We start from the raw sequence: 20,303 nt of genomic DNA on the forward strand, positions 1-20,303 counted from the left end.
CTTTCTAATCGGTTGGAACTCTGATGATGCTAAAGCTATTGCACAGGTAAAATACAAATTGCGGTAGAAGAATATGGAGAAAAGAGATTATTTGAAAGAAATTGATGGTGTCATTGAGGAAGCTGATCCGGCGGATTATGACAAAGCAGTTTTAATATTGCCGGACCAGATCAATCTGAATGTTTGGCCGGAATGGATCCATGATGAAAAACCGCTGCTTATATTAATTGAATCCTATCCTGTTCACCGGACTCTTCCATATCACAAAAAGAGGCTGACTTACCTGCTGAGCTCCCTGCGTCACTTTGCGGTGGAGTGTTCGAGTAATGGATTTCCCGTGCATTACCAATCGACTGACCAACACTACGATAAAGTTCTGAAAGATATCCTAGACGGGAATAAGGAGTTGGCACTCAGCTTTATGAATCCTTCGGAATGGGATAGCAGGGAAAGACTGCAGGAATTAAGAAAAAAATACGAGAACCGTGTTACGAAAATATCCAACACCTTCTTTTTTGCGGATCCCGATGATTGGAAGCAGAAAATAGAGCCCGGTTATCGGATGGAGTACTTTTACCGGGATATGAGGAAGAAAACCGGATATTTGATGAATGGTGATGAGCCCGAAGGCGGGGAATGGAATTACGATGAAAACAACCGGGAATCGCTCCCGTCCGGCTATGATATCCCCGAACCTACCCGTTTTCAACCTGATGATATTACGCTTGAAGTAATGGAGATGGTTGATGAAAAATTTCCTGACCATTTCGGGAAGACAGATCATTTCTACTATGCTACCAGCCGTAAACAGGCTATGGAGCTATTGGATGAGTTTATTGACAATCGTCTTGATGACTTTGGTCCCTACGAAGATGCAATGGCCAGTGACGAACCGCTGCTTTTTCACTCGGGGCTGTCACCCTATATGAATAACGGGTTATTATTGCCCTGGGAGATTTGTGAAAGGGCTATTGAGGCGTACCGGGAGAACGATGAGATACCCATAAATTCTGTGGAGGGACTGGTAAGGCAAATATTGGGCTGGCGTGAATTTGTGCATATCTACTACGAAGCCATGATGCCGGAGGTGAGGGATACCAACTTCATGAATTTCAATGAATCACTGCCAAAGATGTATTGGTCCGGCGAAACGCGAATGCACTGCATGAAACAAAGCCTCAAACCGGTTATTGAACAGGGATATTCCCATCACATCCAGCGACTGATGGTATTGAGCAACTTTAGCAATCTGACTAAAACAGATCCTCGAGAGCTCAATGAGTGGTTTAGATTTGCCTATGTGGATGCACACGAGTGGGTAGTTTTGCCTAATGTGCTGGGCATGAGCACTTTTGCAGATGGAGGTGTGCTGGCATCAAAACCGTATGTTTCCAGCGGTAATTATATCAATAAAATGAGCGACTACTGTAAAAGTTGCGAATACAGCATCAGCAAAAAAACGGGTGAGGACGCCTGTCCCTTTAATTACTTGTACTGGAATTTTGTAGACGAACAGCGTGATGCCTTCGAAGAGAGCGGGCGAAACAGCTTCATGGTAAATATGTATGAAAAGAAATCGGAAGAGAACAAGGAAGCCATAAGGAACTCAACAGAGAACTTTCTTGAGCAGCTAAAACGTTATAAGAACTCATAGTAACAGTCATAAAACAGAGACGGATGGAATTTACACAAGTAAGCGATCTTGACTTTAATATTTCGCGTGTTACACTGGGTACCTGGGCCATCGGCGGATGGCAATGGGGCGGTACCAACGAACAGGAATCGATTGATACCATTTTAAAAGCCCTGAACATGGGAGTTACTACTATTGATACGGCTCCTATTTATGGATTTGGAAAAAGCGAAGAGCTAGTCGGAAAAGCTGTCAAAGAATATGGCAACCGCGATGAGATTCAGATTGCCACAAAACTCGGCCTCGAGTGGGATGAGAATGAAAATGTGGAGAGGAACACCTCGCGGGAACGCATTTTGAAAGAGTTCGAAGATTCACTGAGAAGGCTGCAGACCGACTATATTGATATATATCAAATTCACTGGCCGGATCTGAAGAACGATTTTAAAGAGACAGCATCCACCATGCTGCAGCTGCTGGACAGAGGGAAAATAAAAGCAATAGGTGCTTCCAATTTTTCGGTAGAGCAGATGGAAGAGTTTCAAAAATATGCACCTATCCATATTGCCCAGCCGCCCTATAATCTTTTTGAACGCGGAATCGAAAAAGATGTCCTTCCATATTGCAATAAAAATAATATATCACTGCTCACCTACGGCGCACTGTGTCGGGGATTATTGAGCGGAAAAATGGACGAGGATTGGGAATTCAAAAAAGGAGATCTTCGCAAAAATACCGATCCCAAGTTCCAGGGAGAGACCTTTAAAAAACACCTGCGGGCCGTTGACAAACTGAAAGAATATGCTTCTGAGGAACTTGACCAGACCGTACTTAATCTTGCAGTTCGCTGGATTCTGGATAAAGGCGTTGATTCGGCTATATGGGGAGCACGTCGACCGGAACAGGTTACCTTCGATGAAGTAGCCGGATGGAAACTCACAGACAAGCAGATTGAAGAAATCGAATCTATTGTTGAAGAAATCGTTGAAGATCCGATTGCCCCGGCTTTCATGGCGCCACCGGAGTAAGATTCCGATTAAGATCCTATTTACTTGTCATTCCGACCGTAGTGGAGGAATCTCATCCATGTCGACATTAGTGCCTGAATTTTAGCGGTTGAGATCCCTCGGTAAGCTCGGAATGACACCAATTTTTTAGATCAATTAACCTTAATTTAGAAGAGGTCAGCAAATATTATATGCATAACGAAAGGCAATTCTGTCTTCTGACTCCTGACTTCTGAATACTAAACTTACATGCAAAACGTCAACAGCAATCGTGTATTTAAACGCAATAAGAAAGAACCTAACACCGAAGGGGAGTATGTACTCTATTGGATGCAAATAAACCGGCGATTTCAATATAACTATGCGCTGGAGTACGCGGTTGGCTGGGCTAATAAATTAAACAAACCGCTTCTGATCTATGAAGGATTGAATTGTGAATACCCCTGGGCTTCCGACCGTGTCCATCACTTTATGATGCAAGGTATGCAAGAGAACCTGGAAATTGCCCGTAAAAAGCAGCTGAACTACCACTCGTATCTGGAAGATGCTAAGGGAGCAGGGAAGGGGTTACTCTATCAGCTGGTTGAGAATGCCAGCTGTCTGATCACGGATGAGTACCCCGTATTTATCATGCGGGAGCACAATGAGAGGGTAAGTCAGAAGGTGGATATTCCCTATATTACTGTTGATTCAAATGGCATTATCCCGCTCGGATTAACGGAAAAAGATCCATACAGCGCCTACTTTTTTCGAAAAATCATGCAGAAGAACTTTCTGGAATGTTATACACACCCGCCCAAAAAAGATCCTTTACGTGATCTAGAGAATAATAACTCGATTCAATTGACTGAGGATTTTCTAAAAAAGTATCCGTCTGCTGAAAAACCGCTCAAAAACAAGAAATCCTTTATCAGTAATTTGCCGATACGCCATGATATTTCAGTCCTTGAGATTCAGGGTACAAGGCAATCCGCGCTGGGTAAGCTCGGACAGTTTATCAATTACGGTCTCTTGGATTACGATGAGAAGCGAAACGATCCGGATGAGAACAAAACCAGTGGTCTGAGTCCCTGGTTACACTTTGGAAAAATATCGGAATACGAAATTGTCAACGCCGTCCTGGATCATCAACCCAAGGGTTGGGACTTAGACAGTATCAGCTATAACAACGGTTCAACCGGGGGCTTTTTTAATGGGGACCCCAATATCGACGGGTTTCTGGATGAAGTCATTACCTGGCGGGAAGTCGGATTTCATTTTGCGCATCACCGTCCGGATTATGCTGAATTTGAATCACTGCCGGATTGGGCATTGGAGACGCTCAAAAAACATGCCTCGGATCCACGTGATTACGTCTATAGTTTTGAAGAACTGGAACAGTCGAAAACGCATGATGAAATCTGGAATGCCGCCCAGACCCAGTTAAGGGAAGAAGGAATCATTCACAACTACCTCCGTATGCTATGGGGAAAGAAAGTAATGCAGTGGACCCCTGATCCCCGAACCGCACTCGACTATCTCATAGAGCTGAATAATCTTTATGCCATAGACGGAAGGGATCCGAATAGTTATTCGGGCATATTCTGGTGCTTCGGACGCTTCGACCGGGCCTGGCAGGAACGGCCTATATTCGGAAAAACCCGATACATGACTAGTGATAGTACCCGAAAGAAAGTGAAGCTAAAACAATATCTGAAGAAATACGGAAACCAGCAGACTTTAGACGTGTGATTTTGCCGCAGATTTGCACGGATTTAAGGATACGTAGGGCGGTTTGTTTAACCGCTCTAAACACTCTAATGACTATGGCGAATCGTATTTTGTGAGGAAAATTATTTAATAATACTGAGTAGATCCGCGGCTAAAGTTCCAATATCAATTTACTGACCAATTTGGCAAAATCTTCCTTACGGGACTCTGCTGCAATCTTCACCTCTTCATGATCAAGCTTGTCACGGGTGACACCTGATGCCATATTACTGATCAGGGAAATAGCCACCGATTTTAACCTCAGGCGGGCTGCTTCGAATAGTTCGGGAGCGGTCGACATGCCCACAGCATCAGCCCCCATTTTGCGAAATGCTCTTATTTCTGCCTTGCTTTCATAGTTGGGGCCGGTCACATAGATGTAGGTTCCTCTCTGTACCGCAAGACCAAGTCCGGCTGCCAGCTTTCGAGCTTTGTCAGCTAATGGGTAGTGGTTGTAGCGGTGCTGCGGGTATCCCATAGGAGAAATACTCTTATTATGCCTCATCACTGAGTCAATCACCATAAGATCCCCCACTTCAAAATCGGTATTGATGGCCCCCGCTGCATTAGAAATTATCAGTTTATTTACTCCTAATGCTTTAGCAATATAGACGGGAATGGCAGTCTCCTCGAAGTCATAGCCTTCATAGTGATGGAAACGTCCTGAAAAGGCAATGATGTTTTTTCCATTTACAGTTCCCGAGATCAAACGTCCGTCGTGGCCTTTTACAGATGTTGAAGGGAAATGCGGTATATCTTCGTAGTTTATAAACAGCGGATCACTTATGCTCTTCCCAAAACTCCCCAATCCTGAGCCCAGAATGACGGCAGCTTCCGGGTTCTCCGGTATATCTTGTTCTTTCAGGTATGCTACAGACTCGTCAATAAATTCAGGCAGGGACATTGCTATCAATATTTTTTATGCTGTATCCTTTTTCCTTGTCATGATCTGTGAGCTGGAAGAGGGGATGGTGGCTATCGTGATAACCAAGAATAGTAAAATCTTCCTCATAGGCTTTACGGGTTAGCTCTTTTCTCATTTTCATACTCTCTTTTGCATCAAAATCATATTTTGCTGCGAAATTGCGGTTAACCTCACCGCGTGTAGCCAGCACGTCTCCCGCCATCAAATATTTGTGCTCACCGTCGTCATACAACAGTACCTGCGAAAACTCGGTATGCCCCCCGATTTTGTTTATGCTGACGTCATCATACGGATGGTCGGTATCTTCAAGAAATTCAATATCAGCTTTGGCATCTAGGAAATGAATGAATTCAGATTTCTCTTCATCATAATATTCATCCTGATTCAACACTTTCTGCCAGCCGTTGCCCGAAACCCATAATTTTGCCTCTGGGAAGGTCAATTCCCAGTAGCCGGATCCTTTGCCCGCCAGGCCACCAATATGATCGTAATGCAGGTGACTGGCAAAAATATCGGTGATATCGTACTCTGTTAATCCGAATTTAGCAAGGTTTTCCTTGATGGTATCGGTATTTGTGTCTTCTCCGAAGTCACCTATTCCTACATCAAAGAGATAGTTTCGATTTTGACCGGTGATCAGAAAGGGATTGAGAGAAATTTTTAAGGCTCCCTTAGCAGGAGGATCATCTCTGTCAATACGATTGAACTTTTTGTCGAGTCCCACCGAAAAAGTGCCTTCATATAGCGGGTGGCAAATGATGTCATTTTCTTTCATGAAATATTCTATCTAAAAAACTAAGATCAATCTGATATTCTTTGATCAGAGAAAAATTAATTTGAATCCGTCAAACCTGCGTTTACCGGGTTCTATGTATTATCGTTCTCGAAGCGCTCGTAGGCGTCTATGATATCTCTGACCAGCTTATGCCTGACAACGTCTTTTTCATCGAGGTAAACAAAAGAGATACCTTCAATATCCTTGAGAATATTCTGAATAGAAATGAGTCCCGACTCTTCTTTTCGGGACAGGTCGGTTTGTGTAATATCCCCGGTGATGATCGCCCGACTGTTAAACCCAATTCGGGTTAGAAACATCTTCATTTGCATGTTTGTGGCATTCTGGGCCTCATCCAGTATGACAAACGAATTGTTCAGGGTTCGCCCGCGCATGTAGGCAAGTGGGGCAATTTCGATGGTCCCTTTGGCAATATGAAGCTCCAGACGATCGTATTCTATCATTTCTTCCAGGGCATCATACAGTGGCCGCAGATATGGGTCGATTTTTTCACGAAGATCTCCGGGAAGAAAACCAAGTGTTTCACCGGCCTCCACAGCGGGTCGAGCCAGGACTATTTTATTGACTTTTCGTTCTTTCAGTGCCTTAACGGCCAGGGCTACAGAGGTATAGGTTTTTCCGGTACCTGCAGGCCCAATAGAAAAGACAATGTCATTTTTAGCCGATGCTTCCAGAATTTCTTTCTGACCGGGGGTTTTGGCTTTTACGGCTTTACCGTCGTGGGTATTGAGTATGAAATCACCGGTGATGCTTTTATCTCGCAGGGGATTAGTCTCTTCAGGCTCCCGGTCTCCTTTGGTCAGTGCCAAAACGGTTTCAACATCACGCTCTGTCAGGTCACCGTTTCGCTTGGCCATATTTTCAAGCTCGCCAAAAATCTCCCGAAGCTCTTTCAGATCTTTTTCAGGTCCTTTGAGCTTAATGTTGTTGCCTCTCGCAGTAATTACGGTTTCCGGGTAGGCTTCTTCAAGGGTGGATAAATGTTCATCGCCGAATCCAAGTACGATGACCGGCTCTACCTTCTCTAACTGTATGGATTCAATTTCAAGGTTTTGTTGCTCAGTGATAAGCGATCCTCAAAATGTTTAGTTCAAGTTAATAAACCTATAAAATAAGGAAAGTCTCAGAAAAAGTTTAATAACTGGTTGGTATTGTAAAACTAATAGAAACCTACAAATCGAAACACTTCGGTTTTAAACCAGCGTTCCCTTGCCCATGCGTGCTCTCTTGGTCAGATCTTCAATACTTTTGGTAATATTTTTTGCCTTAAAAACGCTGCTACCGGCCACCAGTACATCGGCACCGGAACGGGTTACCTTTTCAATATTATCGATTCCTACTCCCCCGTCAACTTCAATAAGGAATCCGAGCTGTTTGTTTTCACGAATGATGCTCATATCCTTTAGTCTTTGGTAGGTATTCTCAATGAACGACTGTCCCCCAAAACCGGGATTTACGCTCATTATGAGTACCAAATCAACATATTCCAGAATGGGTTCAATAGTAGTCAGAGATGTTGCAGGATTAACCGCTATGCCGGCCATCATATCTTGCTGTTTGATGCTTTGAATGGTACGGTGTAAATGTGGACAGGCTTCCTGGTGGACGGTAAGCTGATCGGCGCCGGCATCGGCAAAAGCTTCGATATACTGATCGGGATTTTCGATCATTAGGTGGACATCCAAAAAGGCATCACTTGCTCTTCCTGCGGCTTCCACGATAGCCGGACCATAACTGATATTGGGAACAAAATGTCCGTCCATGACATCGCAATGAATCCATTTAACCCCGGCATCAGTGCAGGTAGTGATCTCTTCACCGAGTTTTGTATAGTCGGAGGCTAGGATGGAGGGAGCTAAAATGGGAAGTTCGAAGTCCATAATAAGAATCAGTTTTGAATTTGCGAGCTATCGGGGTCGGCAACAAAAGAAGTATCCAGTACGGCACCTGACTCACTCTCTTCTCTGACATCAAACCGCTCGGATACAATCAGTTTAAGAGTTTCCCCTTCGATTACCTTTTCCTGCTTGGGCGTAAAGTCAAGAATCGTATTTGGCGGATATTGTCTGTTTGGTTGGAAACGTATCTCTCCGACACGTAGACCGGCTGTCCTAAGCATCTGCTGCGCTTCTGCCAGCCTTGCCCCAATGATATTGGGTACTGCTACCATTTTCTCACCGAGACCGTCGCTAACGGCTAAATTGACAACGGTACCCTTATTAACCGTTTTGCCGGCCGGAATTGACTGGCGAAGTACACTATTCTTGAATCTAGAAGATTCATAACTGACCGTACCTACTTCCAAGCCATAGTTCTGCAGTTGAATTTTTGCATTTCTAAGGGAGAGATTGACCACTTTAGGAACCTCAACTTTTGGTGTGGAAACCGTATTGACCGTCAGGTAAATTTTCCTGTTGGGTTTGACAATCTCAGAGGCCGAAGGTGTTTGATCAATCACATAGTCGGCGGGATAAGCCGAGTTAGAACGGCGTTCGGACACTTCAAAACGGAGTCCATAGGTGGTCAGGAGGCTGTCGGCTTCGTTAAGAGATAACTTGGTAACATCCGGTACAGTGACGCCCTCGTCGTAATTGGTGTAAGCCGGCATCAATACATAATCCAGTAATAGAATTAAGAGGGCTCCTGCGGCAATCAGCGTGCTGACAGAAGCATAGAATTTTTTGCTGGTAAGTAAGTCTCTAATTTTTTCAATCATATATCTAAAAATACGGCACTTTTAGCTTTTCTTAAAAGTGATATTTTACCGAAAAGCTCTGAAGTTTTAGGGGATTTGCTTCTGCGTTAATACGGTTATTTTTAATTTTAACGGTTAAAAACGCATCAAAAGCAGATACTATATGGTTTAGTACAATTAATGAGAGCATGTTCCCGGCGAGCCGGTAATTATCGTTGAAACGTTCTGCAAGTGAGGATCCTCTGAAAAAGTTGAATGGCATATCCGTACCGTCCCAATTCAATTTATAGGGATTATCCAGGCTCCCGCCATTTTGATTACTTCCAAAATCTCTCCAGCCCGGCCCGTATTGATAATACTTGCTGATCAGTTCATAGTACTGCTGTGATCCGTAATCGGGCATTACGTGGGAAAAATTATTTCCCGACCGGTCCGGATAGATAAAAGGAGTGTTTCGTTCAACCATCCTCAGTAATTCGATATCAACAACGTTCCAGTCTATATCGGTATTGTAGGATGCGCTTAAACCCGTGACCTGATTGCGCAGTTCATCTATGGCACTGTTACTGAGGTTGTTCTGCTCGTAGTAATTAACCAGCCATTTGGCATAAGTGACTACGCTCCAGTTGTTATTGGCAAACTGCTCGTATTGACGCTCCTGTTGCTTGGCATCGTTTAAACGGGTTAGATGAACCGTGAAGAAAACAGCTTCTGCAGCGAGGTAGGCACCGGCACGCAGCCACTTATTGTTTGCAGCCTGTCCCGTGCCGGGTACTATGGCCGAACTCAATAAAGCCAAACCGGGCTTGCTGCGTACCGGGTTCAGCATGGAACCGGATTGCTGCAACGCGCTACTACTCTCATATTTAAAATCAGCCATGGTCAACGGCTTTCTATTATTTTCAGAGAAAACAGTAGATTTGACTGGCTGCGCTATAGCCATAACAGGCAATAGGATAGCAAAAAGCAGTATGTAGAAGCGCAGACTATTCATTATTGAGGACATTAAAATCAAAAGTTAAGCCAAAGTGAAGTAGGAGTTCTCTACCGTAGCTTACCTTGCCTGTGGGGGTTTCTGTGATGAACTCATCAGGTAAAGTAACATCAAATTTATTAAAACCATAAGCGGTACTGATAAATAGCTTTAGCGGGAACAGGTAATAGCTGTTGAAAGCGAAGCGAATCTCGCTCCCAATACCGGTTTTCAGAGATTGATCACTATGCAGGGGACTGTCCCAGGTCGATCCGCCCTCAGCAAATACACGTATGAATATTTTATCCAAGGTATATCTGCCAGCCTGTTGCTTGATGTCAGTCAGTAACGGGAATATATAGGAAAACTGTCCAAAAGCGGTTGTAGAGCCACCAAGAGCAAAGAAAGGATAACTTCGCATGCCGGTGAAACCGCCGATATAATCGAGGTAAAATGAATCATCCGGTTTGTTGAGGTAACTGAAAAAGCGGCTATTGATCTGACCGGTTGTTTGGTCTGAAAATGAAAATCCAAGACGGGTGCTCAATTCTACTGAATGATTGTTCTCGGTGTTGTAGATAGGTGTCAGGCTTCCATCCCTGATCTCGTAATCATCCAGGAGTTTGCCTCTTTCGTAAGTATATTTTAAAAAGGAGCGAAACCCGATAGGGGCGATATCGCTATGTTTATAAGGTCTGAACATTTCAAGTACGTGACTTGCACTTATAAAAGTACCTTTGAAATATTCTGTAGAGGAAGAGGGAATGAATTGCTTAAGTTCCCTTGAAAAAAATCCATCGGTCTGTACTTTGTAGGATGTATATCCTACGCCCAGTTCCACAAGATTGCTTTCATCGATTTTACTTCGAAGAAACAGGTCGGCCTCCCAGATATTATAGGCAATGTCGGCATTGAGGGTATCCGGCAAACACGAGGTACAGGGAAACTCTTCAATAGAGAGACCATTATCTACATTGCGCCTCAGGTTATAGAGTTCGAGAGAGATAGTGGGAGACCATCTCTTTTTAATAAAAGGAAGTCCTTGGTACTCGGTTATCAGAAAGAGATCGCGATCCAAATCAGAAAGCCTGGAAGGACTAAAAAAGTCCCCGATACCATCTGCCGACCTGGAGCCGAATCCAAAGAGGGCACCCCCGAATATGGAAAGCTTGTCAATAACTTCCCTGGAGCTGATATATGTGCCCAATTTGAGATCGCGTAAGAGGTTCTCTCCAAGATCACCGAACTGTCCGCTTCGAATCAGGCTGCCGTTGCTACCATTTAGTTTGGTGTAATTATCGAAACGGATTACCGGATAAAAACTGAGGCTGGTGAAGGTTTCCCGGTATTCATAAAATTGTCGGGTTCCAGTTTCAGTACTGGAGGCAATATTGAAGGATACGCTACTTGTATCTGCTCGCCGGTAGAAGCTTTCATTAAAGCCCACTAGGTCCGAGTCGTCAAAGGACTTTCCTGAATTTTCCATTCCGGAATAGGCCAGAAATCCATTTTCGTTATAAACGGGATTGTAGCCCCCTTTTAAAGTCCTATCAGTAGCTTCATTTAAGTTGATAGAAGAGATGCGGTATCCCTGCCCGGTATATTCGGCAAACACCACTTGGTTGTCACTGCTCACATTGGGCATGAATGCCCCTCCGATTACATTGGTCAGTTGTTGAGGTTCACCACCTTGCAATGGCATTCGGTAAATATTGAATATACCCGTGCGGTCGGAAGCGTAGTACAAGAACTCGCCCTCCGAATCTATAAAAGGGTCTCTCACGTCGGCATAAGGATCTGCGATTACTGTTTCAATCTCTTTTGATTTTATATGCAGACGCCTGATCTCTCTGCCTTTTGCGTCAGAGAAAGCAAAATAAATCATGCTGCCATCCTGATTCCATGCAGGGGTAAAAAGTTGTTGGCCCCGGTCGTAATCGGTGAGTTGTGTGACCTCACCATTGGTCGTATCTACCAAAACGATATTCTGGGTTCCCTGACTCTGTACAATTGCTACCACCTTGTTATCTGTGGGATGCCAGACCGGTGAAGAAAGTCGTGCACTTTTGGTGACGCGCTGCTGTTTACCCGTTTCAAAATTATAGGTAAACAGATCATCATATTGCTCACCGTAGGCATTCAGCTCTCGTCTTATAAAAGCGATTTTTTCTCCGTCGGGTGAGAAAGAAAAAGAGGAGTGAATCTTCTCGATAAGAGGGTCATTCCCGAAGCCACAGCTGAGAGGCTTGGATGTTTTTAATTCTCCCAAGGAAATACTTAGCCCGGGAGACCGACTTTTATTTTCTGTATCTGTAATATAGAGTGAGGTTCGGGATTCGTCTCGACCCTTGTTTGATAGGTATGCAATGCGATTATTGGAAGGTGAAAAGCGGGGAAAAAAATTCATGAATCCGTCTCCCTCTATGGTCTTAGTTTCAGAAGGGGAGATGTCCTCAGTAGCGTTGGTATAAAAGCTTTTACGATTATTGACCCACTCATCAAAGATCTCGTTACCTGATTTCCCGGTAGCTACTTTCAGTGCTTCATCGGCCGAATAAACGCCTGACCTGCTGAAAGCATCCGAAATTTTGGGAAGTATCTCTTCACCATATTGCTGCACAAGATATATGGTAAAAGAGAACCCTTGGTTATAAACCTGCTCTCTTTGCAGGCTGTTCTTGGATGAGAAGATGCCCATTTCCTCCAATGAGAGATAGTTGTCATTCAATATTGCTGAACGTAATACCATATCACGATGGGTATCCCAGGTATCATAATACCAGCCGGAGCGCTGATACTGCGCAGAACCTTCAGCCAGCCAGGCAGGGATACTGATGGATGCGAAGGGATGGGTGATAATGCCCCTGGGATAGCCGTACAACACATCCGGACGGCGCACATCTTCATAGGATAGCCATTGAAAGTACACGGCGGGCAAGCGACGGCTTTTTTTCATAGAAGCCTGGAGCTGTATGATGTGAGTCAGTTCATGACTTATCACATCTCTCAACCAGTTGTTGGTTCCCCTTAACGGGGTGTTCAGGGCCGGTACCCAAATCTGTATCTGGTTGTCAAAAAAATAGGCAGCCCCATTGGAGTAATCCTGACGGTCGTTTAATGTGATGCTTATTTTGGTATCAGGTTCCAGCATATAGAGTTCCGTAATTCCCGGATATACCTCTTCGGCAATCCGGGAGGCTACCTTAGCGGACCGACTGTTTCCCTTCTGAAAATGAATAAGATAGTGTTCGCTCTCAATAGTATACCAGGGTAGGTGATTATGGGGATAATCATACAATGAAGGAGAGAGCTGAGCTTGAACAGGAGTTTGCATGAGCCCCAAAAAGCCTGCTATGGCCATAGTTATAAAGGCGATATGTAAATTCTTAATTCGGCTCAACGTACTACAGCGATTTTGATCATCTTACGTGACTGCTGACCGTCAATATTTGCGGTAACCAGTGCAAAGTAGACCCCATTTCCCCAATTTGATGTGTCTATTCGTTGTTCTTCGGGTATACCTCCAGCTGCTTCAAATGATTCATCGTAAATAACGCGACCTCCCTGTGAAATGATTTTAATTTCAACCCTGCCTGATTCTCGCAGCAGGTAGCGAATGTTGGTATTTTGTGATGCAGGATTCGGCCAGTTATAAGTCTCTTCTTCAACCAGAATATCAGAAGGGGTATCAGGAGATTCCGTTCCGCTGATACGTCCCGTAACTTTATTAAAGGGTTCATTGCCGTATCGGGAATCCCAGAGTACGTTCTGCATTTGTGGGAAATGCCATGCTTTTAACTCTCCAAGGTGACTGACAGCATATAGAGTTTGATCGTTAATGACCGGATGAATGGGCTGATAGGCCGGGTTTTGAATGCTTCCAACAAAGAGCGGAAAGTTTTCTTTAACCTTACCCAGTTGGTTATAAGAATAGATATTCATAGAGACACTATCCTGTACGGTTACCAGCAGATCCTGTGATCCATCTCCCTCCAAGTCTGCAACGAGTGGAGTACCGATAAAGCGACTTCCTTGGGGAGCTTGTATGGGGAAATTATTGAGCATGGCACCGGAGGCATTTTTCCCATACAGTAGGCTTCCGGACCCATCGGTAAAGATGATCTCCATGCGTTGGTCGTCATTAAAATCAACCAGCGCCGGCCACTCTAAGAATGTAGCTTCAGCGATTTCATCAAGGGAATATTCTCCTGAATTTCTGAGAATACTTAATGTTTGATCGCTCAGCAGGTAAAATGTAGAAATACCGGGCTCTGTTTGAATAGCCCCCGTATACAACCGCCCGTTATCACCGGCATTAGGTACCGTAAATGATTCTCCATTTACGGTGAGCGTTCCCGGTGTAAGTATGGATTGTAAGCCGGCCAGGCGAACCGAACTTTGATTTGGTACTGAAAAATTTGCCACAGCGGTACCGTCATTTACCATAAAGCGATCACTGGTAAAATCAACAAGTAGTGTGTCGCCGTTTTGCGAGCTCAGAAAACCACGGAGCGGATCTGCAGAAGCTTGCCAAAGGTTTTGCCAACTGTTTCCGTCCCAGTTCCATGAAGATATTTCAGTGACTGATTCGGCTTGTTCGTACGGGCTGTTGGCCAGTACGAGTTGATCCGTGATAAAGGGTTGCTGTGGATTTGTTACCTGAAAATCAAAATAACCTGCTTGGCCTGAATTCAAATGTAGCCCATAGACTGTCCCGGCTGCCGGTATGATCAGAAAGGTATCCGTCTGGGCCGTATAAATGGCTAATTCCGATGGATAATGGGTCCGGTAGGAATCATTGCTGTCAATATAAACCGACTGATTAGGTACCGTTTCTTCAGTAAGCGAGACAGGCTGAATTACTTCATTGGCTACGGGTCGAAATCTGAAGGAAGCGGTTGGCAGATTTTCTGAGAAGTCATAGAACTCAAAGTAACTCCGTGCACCGGAATTGCTTTCATTCGATGGCCTGGTGTCAATTGAAAACCTGTTTTCATAGAGTCTGAGAGTATCTCCCTGCAGGGTAATGACCGAAGCGTTATTTCCGCGCCACCAGAAATCAAAGGCCCAACCACGTCCCTGGTTTGAAAAATTGCTGCCGGCCGCTTCACCGATGTCCTGAGCTCCGTCTGCTTCCTCAAGATCAACCCCTCTTCGTTCAGGGTCTGCATTAACCCTTTGCCTATCAAGCTCACTTCTAATTACAGCTTCATCGATATGCCAGATTAAAATTCCACCATTTAAGAACCGGTCATCAGCGGTACCGGCCTCTTCATCGGCTCCGATATCCAGTCCGCCCGGCAGGCTCCATTCTAGATTATCTATATCTACAAGTACACCCGGGGTAAAGAGATCTTCAAATCCGGCCTCCTGGTCAGTAATGGTTTGATTTGTATTCGAAAAAGTTTGTTGAACCAAAGTCCCGTCAGGTTGCCGAATAGAAATAGTCGCTCCATCATTTTCAGGATCCCGGTGTCGGTTTTCAAGCAGAAAATATTCCTCAGAAGAGAGGTTATACCTGGCAATACTATTCATCACATTTTCTGATGCCGCCGACAGTTGAACTTTCCCTGAGGGCTGTGTTGATGTGATCGTAAACGCATCATCCCATCCTAACTGAATACGTTCCCAGGCGGAAGGGTAGGGAGGGAACAGTCCACGGTAGGAAAAGAAGCTCTCACCATCCATCAGACCAAAACGTCCGATTCCCGAACTACCTGTTTGGGTATTGAATAGGTCAGGCAAGCCGAAATAACTTCCTAAGGAGGCACATAGGAGCCCGTTGATGGAAAGTTGAAGTACAAATTCCTGACCGGTGATATCCTCACCTCTTCGGGAGAGTGTGCGGGGTAAAATCAGTGTATTGGTTACCTGAAAAGATCCATTATTAATCGGAAAACCGGAAAAGGATGGGTCTCCCAACAGATCAGAAAGACTATTACGGTTCAAGGTGAGCGAAGGAATATCCTGCGGCGTGATATCCAGAGTGGTTCCGGTTAACTGTATGTCGCGTCCTACACCGGCATGAAATATAATAAATGCTGTCTTGTCAGGATTCAGGCCTTCGGTATCAAAACCCCCGTTTGCCTCAACTTTGGCCCATGAATCCTCTGCTAATTGGGCCAGCTTTTCGTTGCTGAAATTTTCACCGGTTGGAGAGTAGTACTCCATCTGACGGTCCAGGCTGTATATCTCGGGAAGCACACGGTAATCAATCTCAATCCGGTTGGCTGAAACTTTAGTGAAATAATTTTTAGCGAACTCCAGATGGGATTCAAAATAGCTTTGATCGTGTGGAAGCGGGTCAATAGTTATGTTCTCATTATCCAGATAGGGTAGACTGCCTTCCCGGAAGGTACCGTCTCCACTGGTAAGACGATTTTCATCAGGCTGAAAGGCCACCCGAATGGCAATAATTGTTAGGCTGTCAGGAGCACCGATGGATTCCAGGTCGGTATTGGCTGATTGTATAGAGTGGCTTCTGGAAACGGATATTTCCTGGGCAATCGATGCATGACTATAAAACAATAAGAGCATGCTTGAAATCAGCATGCTCTTTAAAAAAGATGAATTGATTTTTGAACCACTCAAAGCAAGGTGACCGTTCTTTAGAAGTTCAGCAACAGTCCGAATCGAGTGGTGTTAGCCAGTGGGTGGTCGTTTGTCAGCGTTGCAATATAACTGAAATCAACTCCAATAAAGTCGTATCTGATTCCGGCACCAACTGTAAAGAACTGACGATCACCATTATTGGGATCTTCAAAATAATAGCCACCGCGTATTGCAAACATGTTGTTGTACCAGTACTCGATGCCGCTGGCTACCATAAACTGCTGGATGGGATTAAGAGTGGCAGTTCTGCCATCTCCGATCTCTCTTTCATAAGAGCTCCAGGAGGTAATCAATGCCTCAAGTGGTCCGTCAGAACCGGTTGAGTCAGAACGCGCCATAACTTTCGAAACATCATTGGCGATAGTCAGAGTATTGATGCCTTCTTTATCAAGCTCGGTGGTGAATGACCATCCGAAACGCAATACGGTTGGAAGCGGATCTTTTTGGGCGTTATCTGTGTAATGCACGCCGGGTCCTATATTGGAAAGATTTAGTCCTGCGTTGATGTTGGCTTCCTGACCGAGGAAAAGAAAACGATTGGATTTGAACATAGTAGCAATATCCACACCGATACTTGATCCCGGATTGATTTTCTGCTGACCCACTTGTCCGTCAGCAAGACTGCTGTAAATAAATCGTACGCCGGTACCCAGTGACCAATTTTCGTTGAGTTGCAATCCGTAGGAAAGTCCGCCGGCAAATTCATAACTGTTGAAACGTCCCTGCTCTATACCGGTCTCATTGGTACGAATCTGCTCTCCCAGGTTCAAATAAGTGATATGAGCTCCAAAAGTACCGATGTTCTTAACATGGTGCTTTCCTACCAGGTAGTCGTAAAACAGATCTGCATTAAATTTTGGCAGCCATTCCGAATGGGTGATACTGATTTGAGTACCGCGTTGGAAGGCAAGTCCGGCCGGATTCCAGAAAACGGCGGATGCATTATCCGCAATGGCAACTCCGGTATTACCCATGCCCGCGGCACGAGAATCAGGCTCAATCTGTAGAAAAGGTACAGATGTTATTCCTACCTGGGCAGCGGTATTTCCTGCAAAGGTAAGGCTGAATGCTGTGAATATTATTAATGCGAGGTACTTTTTCATGATAGGGATAGATTTCGATACTTTTTTTCAAATAAATAATAAAATGTTACTAATACAACTTGTACAGTCAAAATTAATGAAAGTTCCTTTCTTATTAAGAACTGTCCGATTCAGTACCATTTTATCCTTTTATGATCTTGTCTGTAGATATTATGCGTAGTCATGAGCCTACTTGTCTCATGAACCGGTAAAATAATGTATTTCAAAGCCGGAAGGACTTAAAATAAAGACTCACAAAGGCACCTATTTGTTACAAATTTTAGGGATGCCTCAATTTGATACTTAAATCGAGATAACTGGGTTCAATTACAATCTTGATGATGCTATGGCTATAACTACCGGCTCAAGCTGGGATTAAAGGTATACCTAAAACGATTGCTTTCAAGTATACCCTTTAGTTCAGCATTAGCTAATGCCACTTATATTCTATGAATGGTTACTCCATGATGTATATCTATTTCATCATTTCAACAACCATGGCAGAAGCCCCTCCACCTCCGTTGCAGATGCCGGCACAACCGTACGTACCACCTGTACGTTTTAGAGCGTGCAGCAGGGTAACAACAATACGGGTTCCTGAGCAGCCAATTGGGTGACCAATGCTTACAGCACCACCATGAATATTAACTTTTTCCGGATCCAGCTCCATGATTTGGTTATTGGCTAAAGATACCACCGAAAAGGCTTCGTTTATTTCGAAAAGATCTATTTCATCTTTATCTAAGCCGGCACGTTTCATGGCTATTGGCATAGCATCTGATGGCGCCGTGGTGAACCATTCGGGTGCTTTCGCTGCGCTAGCCTGACTGACGATTCTTGCAAGGGGTTTTAGCCCCAACTCATTCGCCTTCTCTTCACTCATCATCAGAACCGCGGCAGCTCCGTCGTTGATACTGCTGGCATTGGCTGCGGTCACCGTACCGTCCCGATCAAATACAGGTTTTAGACCGGGGATCTTGTCATAATTTACTTTTTTAAGTTCTTCGTCCATTTCGACTTCCGTAACATTGCCTTTACGGTCGCTTACTTTGACGGTAATAATTTCGTCATCGAAATACCCGTTTTCATGAGCAGAAATGGCTCTTTTATAAGAGGTGATGGCAAACTCATCCTGTTGCTCTCTGCTGATATTACATTCCTTGGCACAAATTTCAGCTGCATTACCCATATGAAAGTCATTATACACGTCCCACAAACCATCTTTGATGATCCCGTCTTCCACTTTGGCATGGCCAAGCTTGGAGCCGAATCGATGCTTGGGCAGGTAATAGGGGGTATTGCTCATACTTTCCATACCTCCTGCTATAATAATATCCGCCTCTTCCAGCTGGATCTGGTTGGCGGCAATCATAATCGATTTCATCCCGGAAGCACAAACCTTGTTGACGGTGGTACTCGGAGTAAGTTCGGATAGGCCGGCTTTAAGTGCCGCCTGTCTTGCAGGAGCCTGACCAACGCCTGCTGTCAGCACGTTACCTAAAACCACCTCATTGACGTCGTCCGGTTTGAGGCCTGCAGATTTTATGACTTCGATAATAGCCATTGATCCCAATTCGGGTGCGGTGAATGACGAAAGGCTTCCGCCAAAGGAACCGATTGGCGTACGTTTGGCTTCAACAATAACTGCGTTTTTCATAATGCTATATGCGTTGGTTTAAAATTCTAAAATTAAAAAGCCTGCTCAAGATCTTCGATAAGATCTTCTGAATCTTCAATACCTACGGAAAGACGAATCAGTGAATCTTTAAGGCCCACTTTTTCCCGTACTTCTTTGGGTATAGAACCATGAGTCATGGACGCCGGGTGGTTGATAAGGGATTCCACTCCGCCGAGACTTTCCGCCAGCGCAAACACCGAGGTGCTGCTCATGAATTCCTTCGCTGACTCTACGTTATCATCTTTCAGTGTGAAGGAAACCATAGCCCCGAAATCTTTCATTTGCTTCTTGGCTACTTCATGTTGCCGGTGTGATTTAAGTCCGGGATAAATTACTTCACCTACCTGGGGATGTGACTCAAGATATTCCGCAATGGCTTTGGCATTTTCAACCGCACGCTGAACTCTTACATGCAGTGTTTTGATGCCTCTTAAAGTGAGGTAGCAATCCATCGGTCCCGGGACAGCACCTGTTGTTTTTACCTGGAAGCGTAACTGCTCCATAATCTCATCATTTGAGGTTGCTATAGCACCGCCTATTACATCAGAGTGCCCGCCCAGATATTTCGTCGTAGAGTGTAAAACAGCATCGGCACCCAGATGCAATGGCATCTGCAAGTAGGGGGAAGCAAAAGTATTATCAACCAGCGTGGTTATTCCCTTGCTCTTTGCATATCCTGTGAGGGCTTCAATATCTACGACTCTCAGTAAGGGATTTGTGGGGGTTTCGATCCAGATGAGTTTGGTTTGATCTGTGGTTGCTTCCTCTACCTTGCTGATATCTGTCATATCTACGAAGGTGAAGTCGATGCCGAAAGGTTCAAAAACCTTGGTGAACATACGATAGGTACCGCCGTAAAGATCATCGGAAGCAATAATGTGATCGCCGGGTCTATACATTTTGATGAAAGCGTCCATGGCAGCACAACCGCTGGCAAAACAGGCACATTCATCGGCGTCTTCCAGACCGGCGATGAGTTTTTCTAGTGCCGTTCTGGTCGGATTGCCAACCCGGGCGTAATCATAGCCCTTATTCACATTCGGTGCTTCCTGAACATATGTAGAGGTTTGAAAGATCGGGGGCATAACAGCGCCTGATGTCTCTTCAGGATGCTGCCCGGAATGAATAGCCTTCGTATTAAACTTCATAGGTA

At 44.6% G+C, this 20,303-nt stretch carries 14 protein-coding genes; 3 read left to right on the forward strand and 11 right to left on the reverse strand.

What is annotated here, in order from left to right; genetic code table 11:
• Positions 1-73: 73 nt before the first annotated feature.
• The 3 genes from G3570_RS04480 (at position 74) to G3570_RS04490 (ending at position 4,371) form a co-directional block, all read left to right on the forward strand.
• Positions 74-1,654 carry a cryptochrome/photolyase family protein gene (locus G3570_RS04480; RefSeq protein WP_165139714.1) on the forward strand — a complete coding sequence of 527 codons (1,581 nt, stop codon included), beginning with the start codon at positions 74-76 and terminating at the stop codon, positions 1,652-1,654.
• 23 nt (positions 1,655-1,677) lie between these two features.
• Positions 1,678-2,661 carry an aldo/keto reductase gene (locus G3570_RS04485; protein ID WP_165139716.1) on the forward strand — a complete coding sequence of 328 codons (984 nt, stop codon included), beginning with the start codon at positions 1,678-1,680 and terminating at the stop codon, positions 2,659-2,661.
• 228 nt (positions 2,662-2,889) lie between these two features.
• Positions 2,890-4,371 (forward strand): cryptochrome/DNA photolyase family protein, encoded by a 1,482-nt coding sequence (locus G3570_RS04490; RefSeq protein ID WP_165139718.1) that lies wholly within the window; start codon positions 2,890-2,892, stop codon positions 4,369-4,371.
• A 130-nt stretch (positions 4,372-4,501) separates the two neighbouring features.
• Here the strand turns inward: G3570_RS04490 and G3570_RS04495 are convergent, their stop codons facing one another.
• From G3570_RS04495 to G3570_RS04545, 11 genes are all read right to left on the reverse strand, one after another.
• A complete protein-coding gene (locus G3570_RS04495; protein WP_165139720.1) occupies positions 4,502-5,293 on the reverse strand; it encodes a purine-nucleoside phosphorylase in 792 nt (263 codons plus the stop codon).
• Positions 5,280-6,089, reverse strand: coding sequence for an MBL fold metallo-hydrolase (locus G3570_RS04500; RefSeq protein WP_165139722.1), 810 nt, complete (start codon positions 6,087-6,089; stop codon positions 5,280-5,282). Before G3570_RS04500 ends, G3570_RS04495 begins: the two co-directional genes overlap by 14 nt.
• 92 nt (positions 6,090-6,181) lie before the next feature.
• Positions 6,182-6,967, reverse strand: coding sequence for a PhoH family protein (locus G3570_RS04505; RefSeq protein WP_249066707.1), 786 nt, complete (start codon positions 6,965-6,967; stop codon positions 6,182-6,184).
• A 336-nt stretch (positions 6,968-7,303) separates the two neighbouring features.
• Complete coding sequence (gene rpe, locus G3570_RS04510; protein WP_165139724.1) at positions 7,304-7,990, reverse strand: ribulose-phosphate 3-epimerase; 687 nt, start codon at positions 7,988-7,990, stop codon at positions 7,304-7,306.
• A gap of 8 nt (positions 7,991-7,998) precedes the next feature.
• Positions 7,999-8,826 carry a PASTA domain-containing protein gene (locus G3570_RS04515; protein ID WP_165139726.1) on the reverse strand — a complete coding sequence of 276 codons (828 nt, stop codon included), beginning with the start codon at positions 8,824-8,826 and terminating at the stop codon, positions 7,999-8,001.
• Between the two features lie 31 nt (positions 8,827-8,857).
• Positions 8,858-9,685, reverse strand: coding sequence for a hypothetical protein (locus G3570_RS04520; RefSeq protein ID WP_165139728.1), 828 nt, complete (start codon positions 9,683-9,685; stop codon positions 8,858-8,860).
• A 106-nt stretch (positions 9,686-9,791) separates the two neighbouring features.
• Positions 9,792-13,178 carry a hypothetical protein gene (locus G3570_RS04525; protein ID WP_249066709.1) on the reverse strand — a complete coding sequence of 1,129 codons (3,387 nt, stop codon included), beginning with the start codon at positions 13,176-13,178 and terminating at the stop codon, positions 9,792-9,794.
• The gene (locus tag G3570_RS04530) at positions 13,175-16,369 is read right to left on the reverse strand and encodes a T9SS-dependent M6-like inactivated metalloprotease (RefSeq protein WP_165139730.1); all 3,195 of its coding nucleotides are present in this window, start codon (positions 16,367-16,369) and stop codon (positions 13,175-13,177) included. The genes G3570_RS04525 and G3570_RS04530 overlap by 4 nt, the downstream gene beginning before the upstream one ends.
• Positions 16,370-16,386: 17 nt before the next feature.
• Complete coding sequence (porV, locus tag G3570_RS04535) at positions 16,387-17,493, reverse strand: type IX secretion system outer membrane channel protein PorV (RefSeq protein WP_165139733.1); 1,107 nt, start codon at positions 17,491-17,493, stop codon at positions 16,387-16,389.
• A gap of 454 nt (positions 17,494-17,947) precedes the next feature.
• The gene (locus G3570_RS04540) at positions 17,948-19,129 is read right to left on the reverse strand and encodes an acetyl-CoA C-acyltransferase (protein ID WP_165139736.1); all 1,182 of its coding nucleotides are present in this window, start codon (positions 19,127-19,129) and stop codon (positions 17,948-17,950) included.
• Positions 19,130-19,161: 32 nt separating this feature from the next.
• The gene (locus G3570_RS04545; protein WP_165139739.1) at positions 19,162-20,298 is read right to left on the reverse strand and encodes a cystathionine gamma-synthase; all 1,137 of its coding nucleotides are present in this window, start codon (positions 20,296-20,298) and stop codon (positions 19,162-19,164) included.
• Positions 20,299-20,303 lie beyond the last annotated feature (5 nt).

The organism is Halalkalibaculum roseum, from assembly GCF_011059145.1.
In the GTDB taxonomy this organism is placed as follows: Bacteria; Bacteroidota; Rhodothermia; order Balneolales; family Balneolaceae; genus Halalkalibaculum; species Halalkalibaculum roseum.

What these genes read in the sequence shown, in the direction of transcription:
- porV (WP_165139733.1), bottom strand. Translation starts at nt 17,493, where the DNA reads ATGAAAAAGTACCTCGCATTAATAATATTCACAGCATTCAGCCTTACC.
- G3570_RS04495 (WP_165139720.1), bottom strand. Translation starts at nt 5,293, where the DNA reads ATGTCCCTGCCTGAATTTATTGACGAGTCTGTAGCATACCTGAAAGAA.
- G3570_RS04545 (WP_165139739.1), bottom strand. Translation starts at nt 20,298, where the DNA reads ATGAAGTTTAATACGAAGGCTATTCATTCCGGGCAGCATCCTGAAGAG.
- G3570_RS04500 (WP_165139722.1), bottom strand. Translation starts at nt 6,089, where the DNA reads ATGAAAGAAAATGACATCATTTGCCACCCGCTATATGAAGGCACTTTT.
- G3570_RS04515 (WP_165139726.1), bottom strand. Translation starts at nt 8,826, where the DNA reads ATGATTGAAAAAATTAGAGACTTACTTACCAGCAAAAAATTCTATGCT.
- G3570_RS04540 (WP_165139736.1), bottom strand. Translation starts at nt 19,129, where the DNA reads ATGAAAAACGCAGTTATTGTTGAAGCCAAACGTACGCCAATCGGTTCC.
- G3570_RS04480 (WP_165139714.1), top strand. Translation starts at nt 74, where the DNA reads ATGGAGAAAAGAGATTATTTGAAAGAAATTGATGGTGTCATTGAGGAA.
- rpe (WP_165139724.1), bottom strand. Translation starts at nt 7,990, where the DNA reads ATGGACTTCGAACTTCCCATTTTAGCTCCCTCCATCCTAGCCTCCGAC.
- G3570_RS04520 (WP_165139728.1), bottom strand. Translation starts at nt 9,685, where the DNA reads ATGGCTGATTTTAAATATGAGAGTAGTAGCGCGTTGCAGCAATCCGGT.
- G3570_RS04490 (WP_165139718.1), top strand. Translation starts at nt 2,890, where the DNA reads ATGCAAAACGTCAACAGCAATCGTGTATTTAAACGCAATAAGAAAGAA.
- G3570_RS04505 (WP_249066707.1), bottom strand. Translation starts at nt 6,967, where the DNA reads ATGGCCAAGCGAAACGGTGACCTGACAGAGCGTGATGTTGAAACCGTT.
- G3570_RS04485 (WP_165139716.1), top strand. Translation starts at nt 1,678, where the DNA reads ATGGAATTTACACAAGTAAGCGATCTTGACTTTAATATTTCGCGTGTT.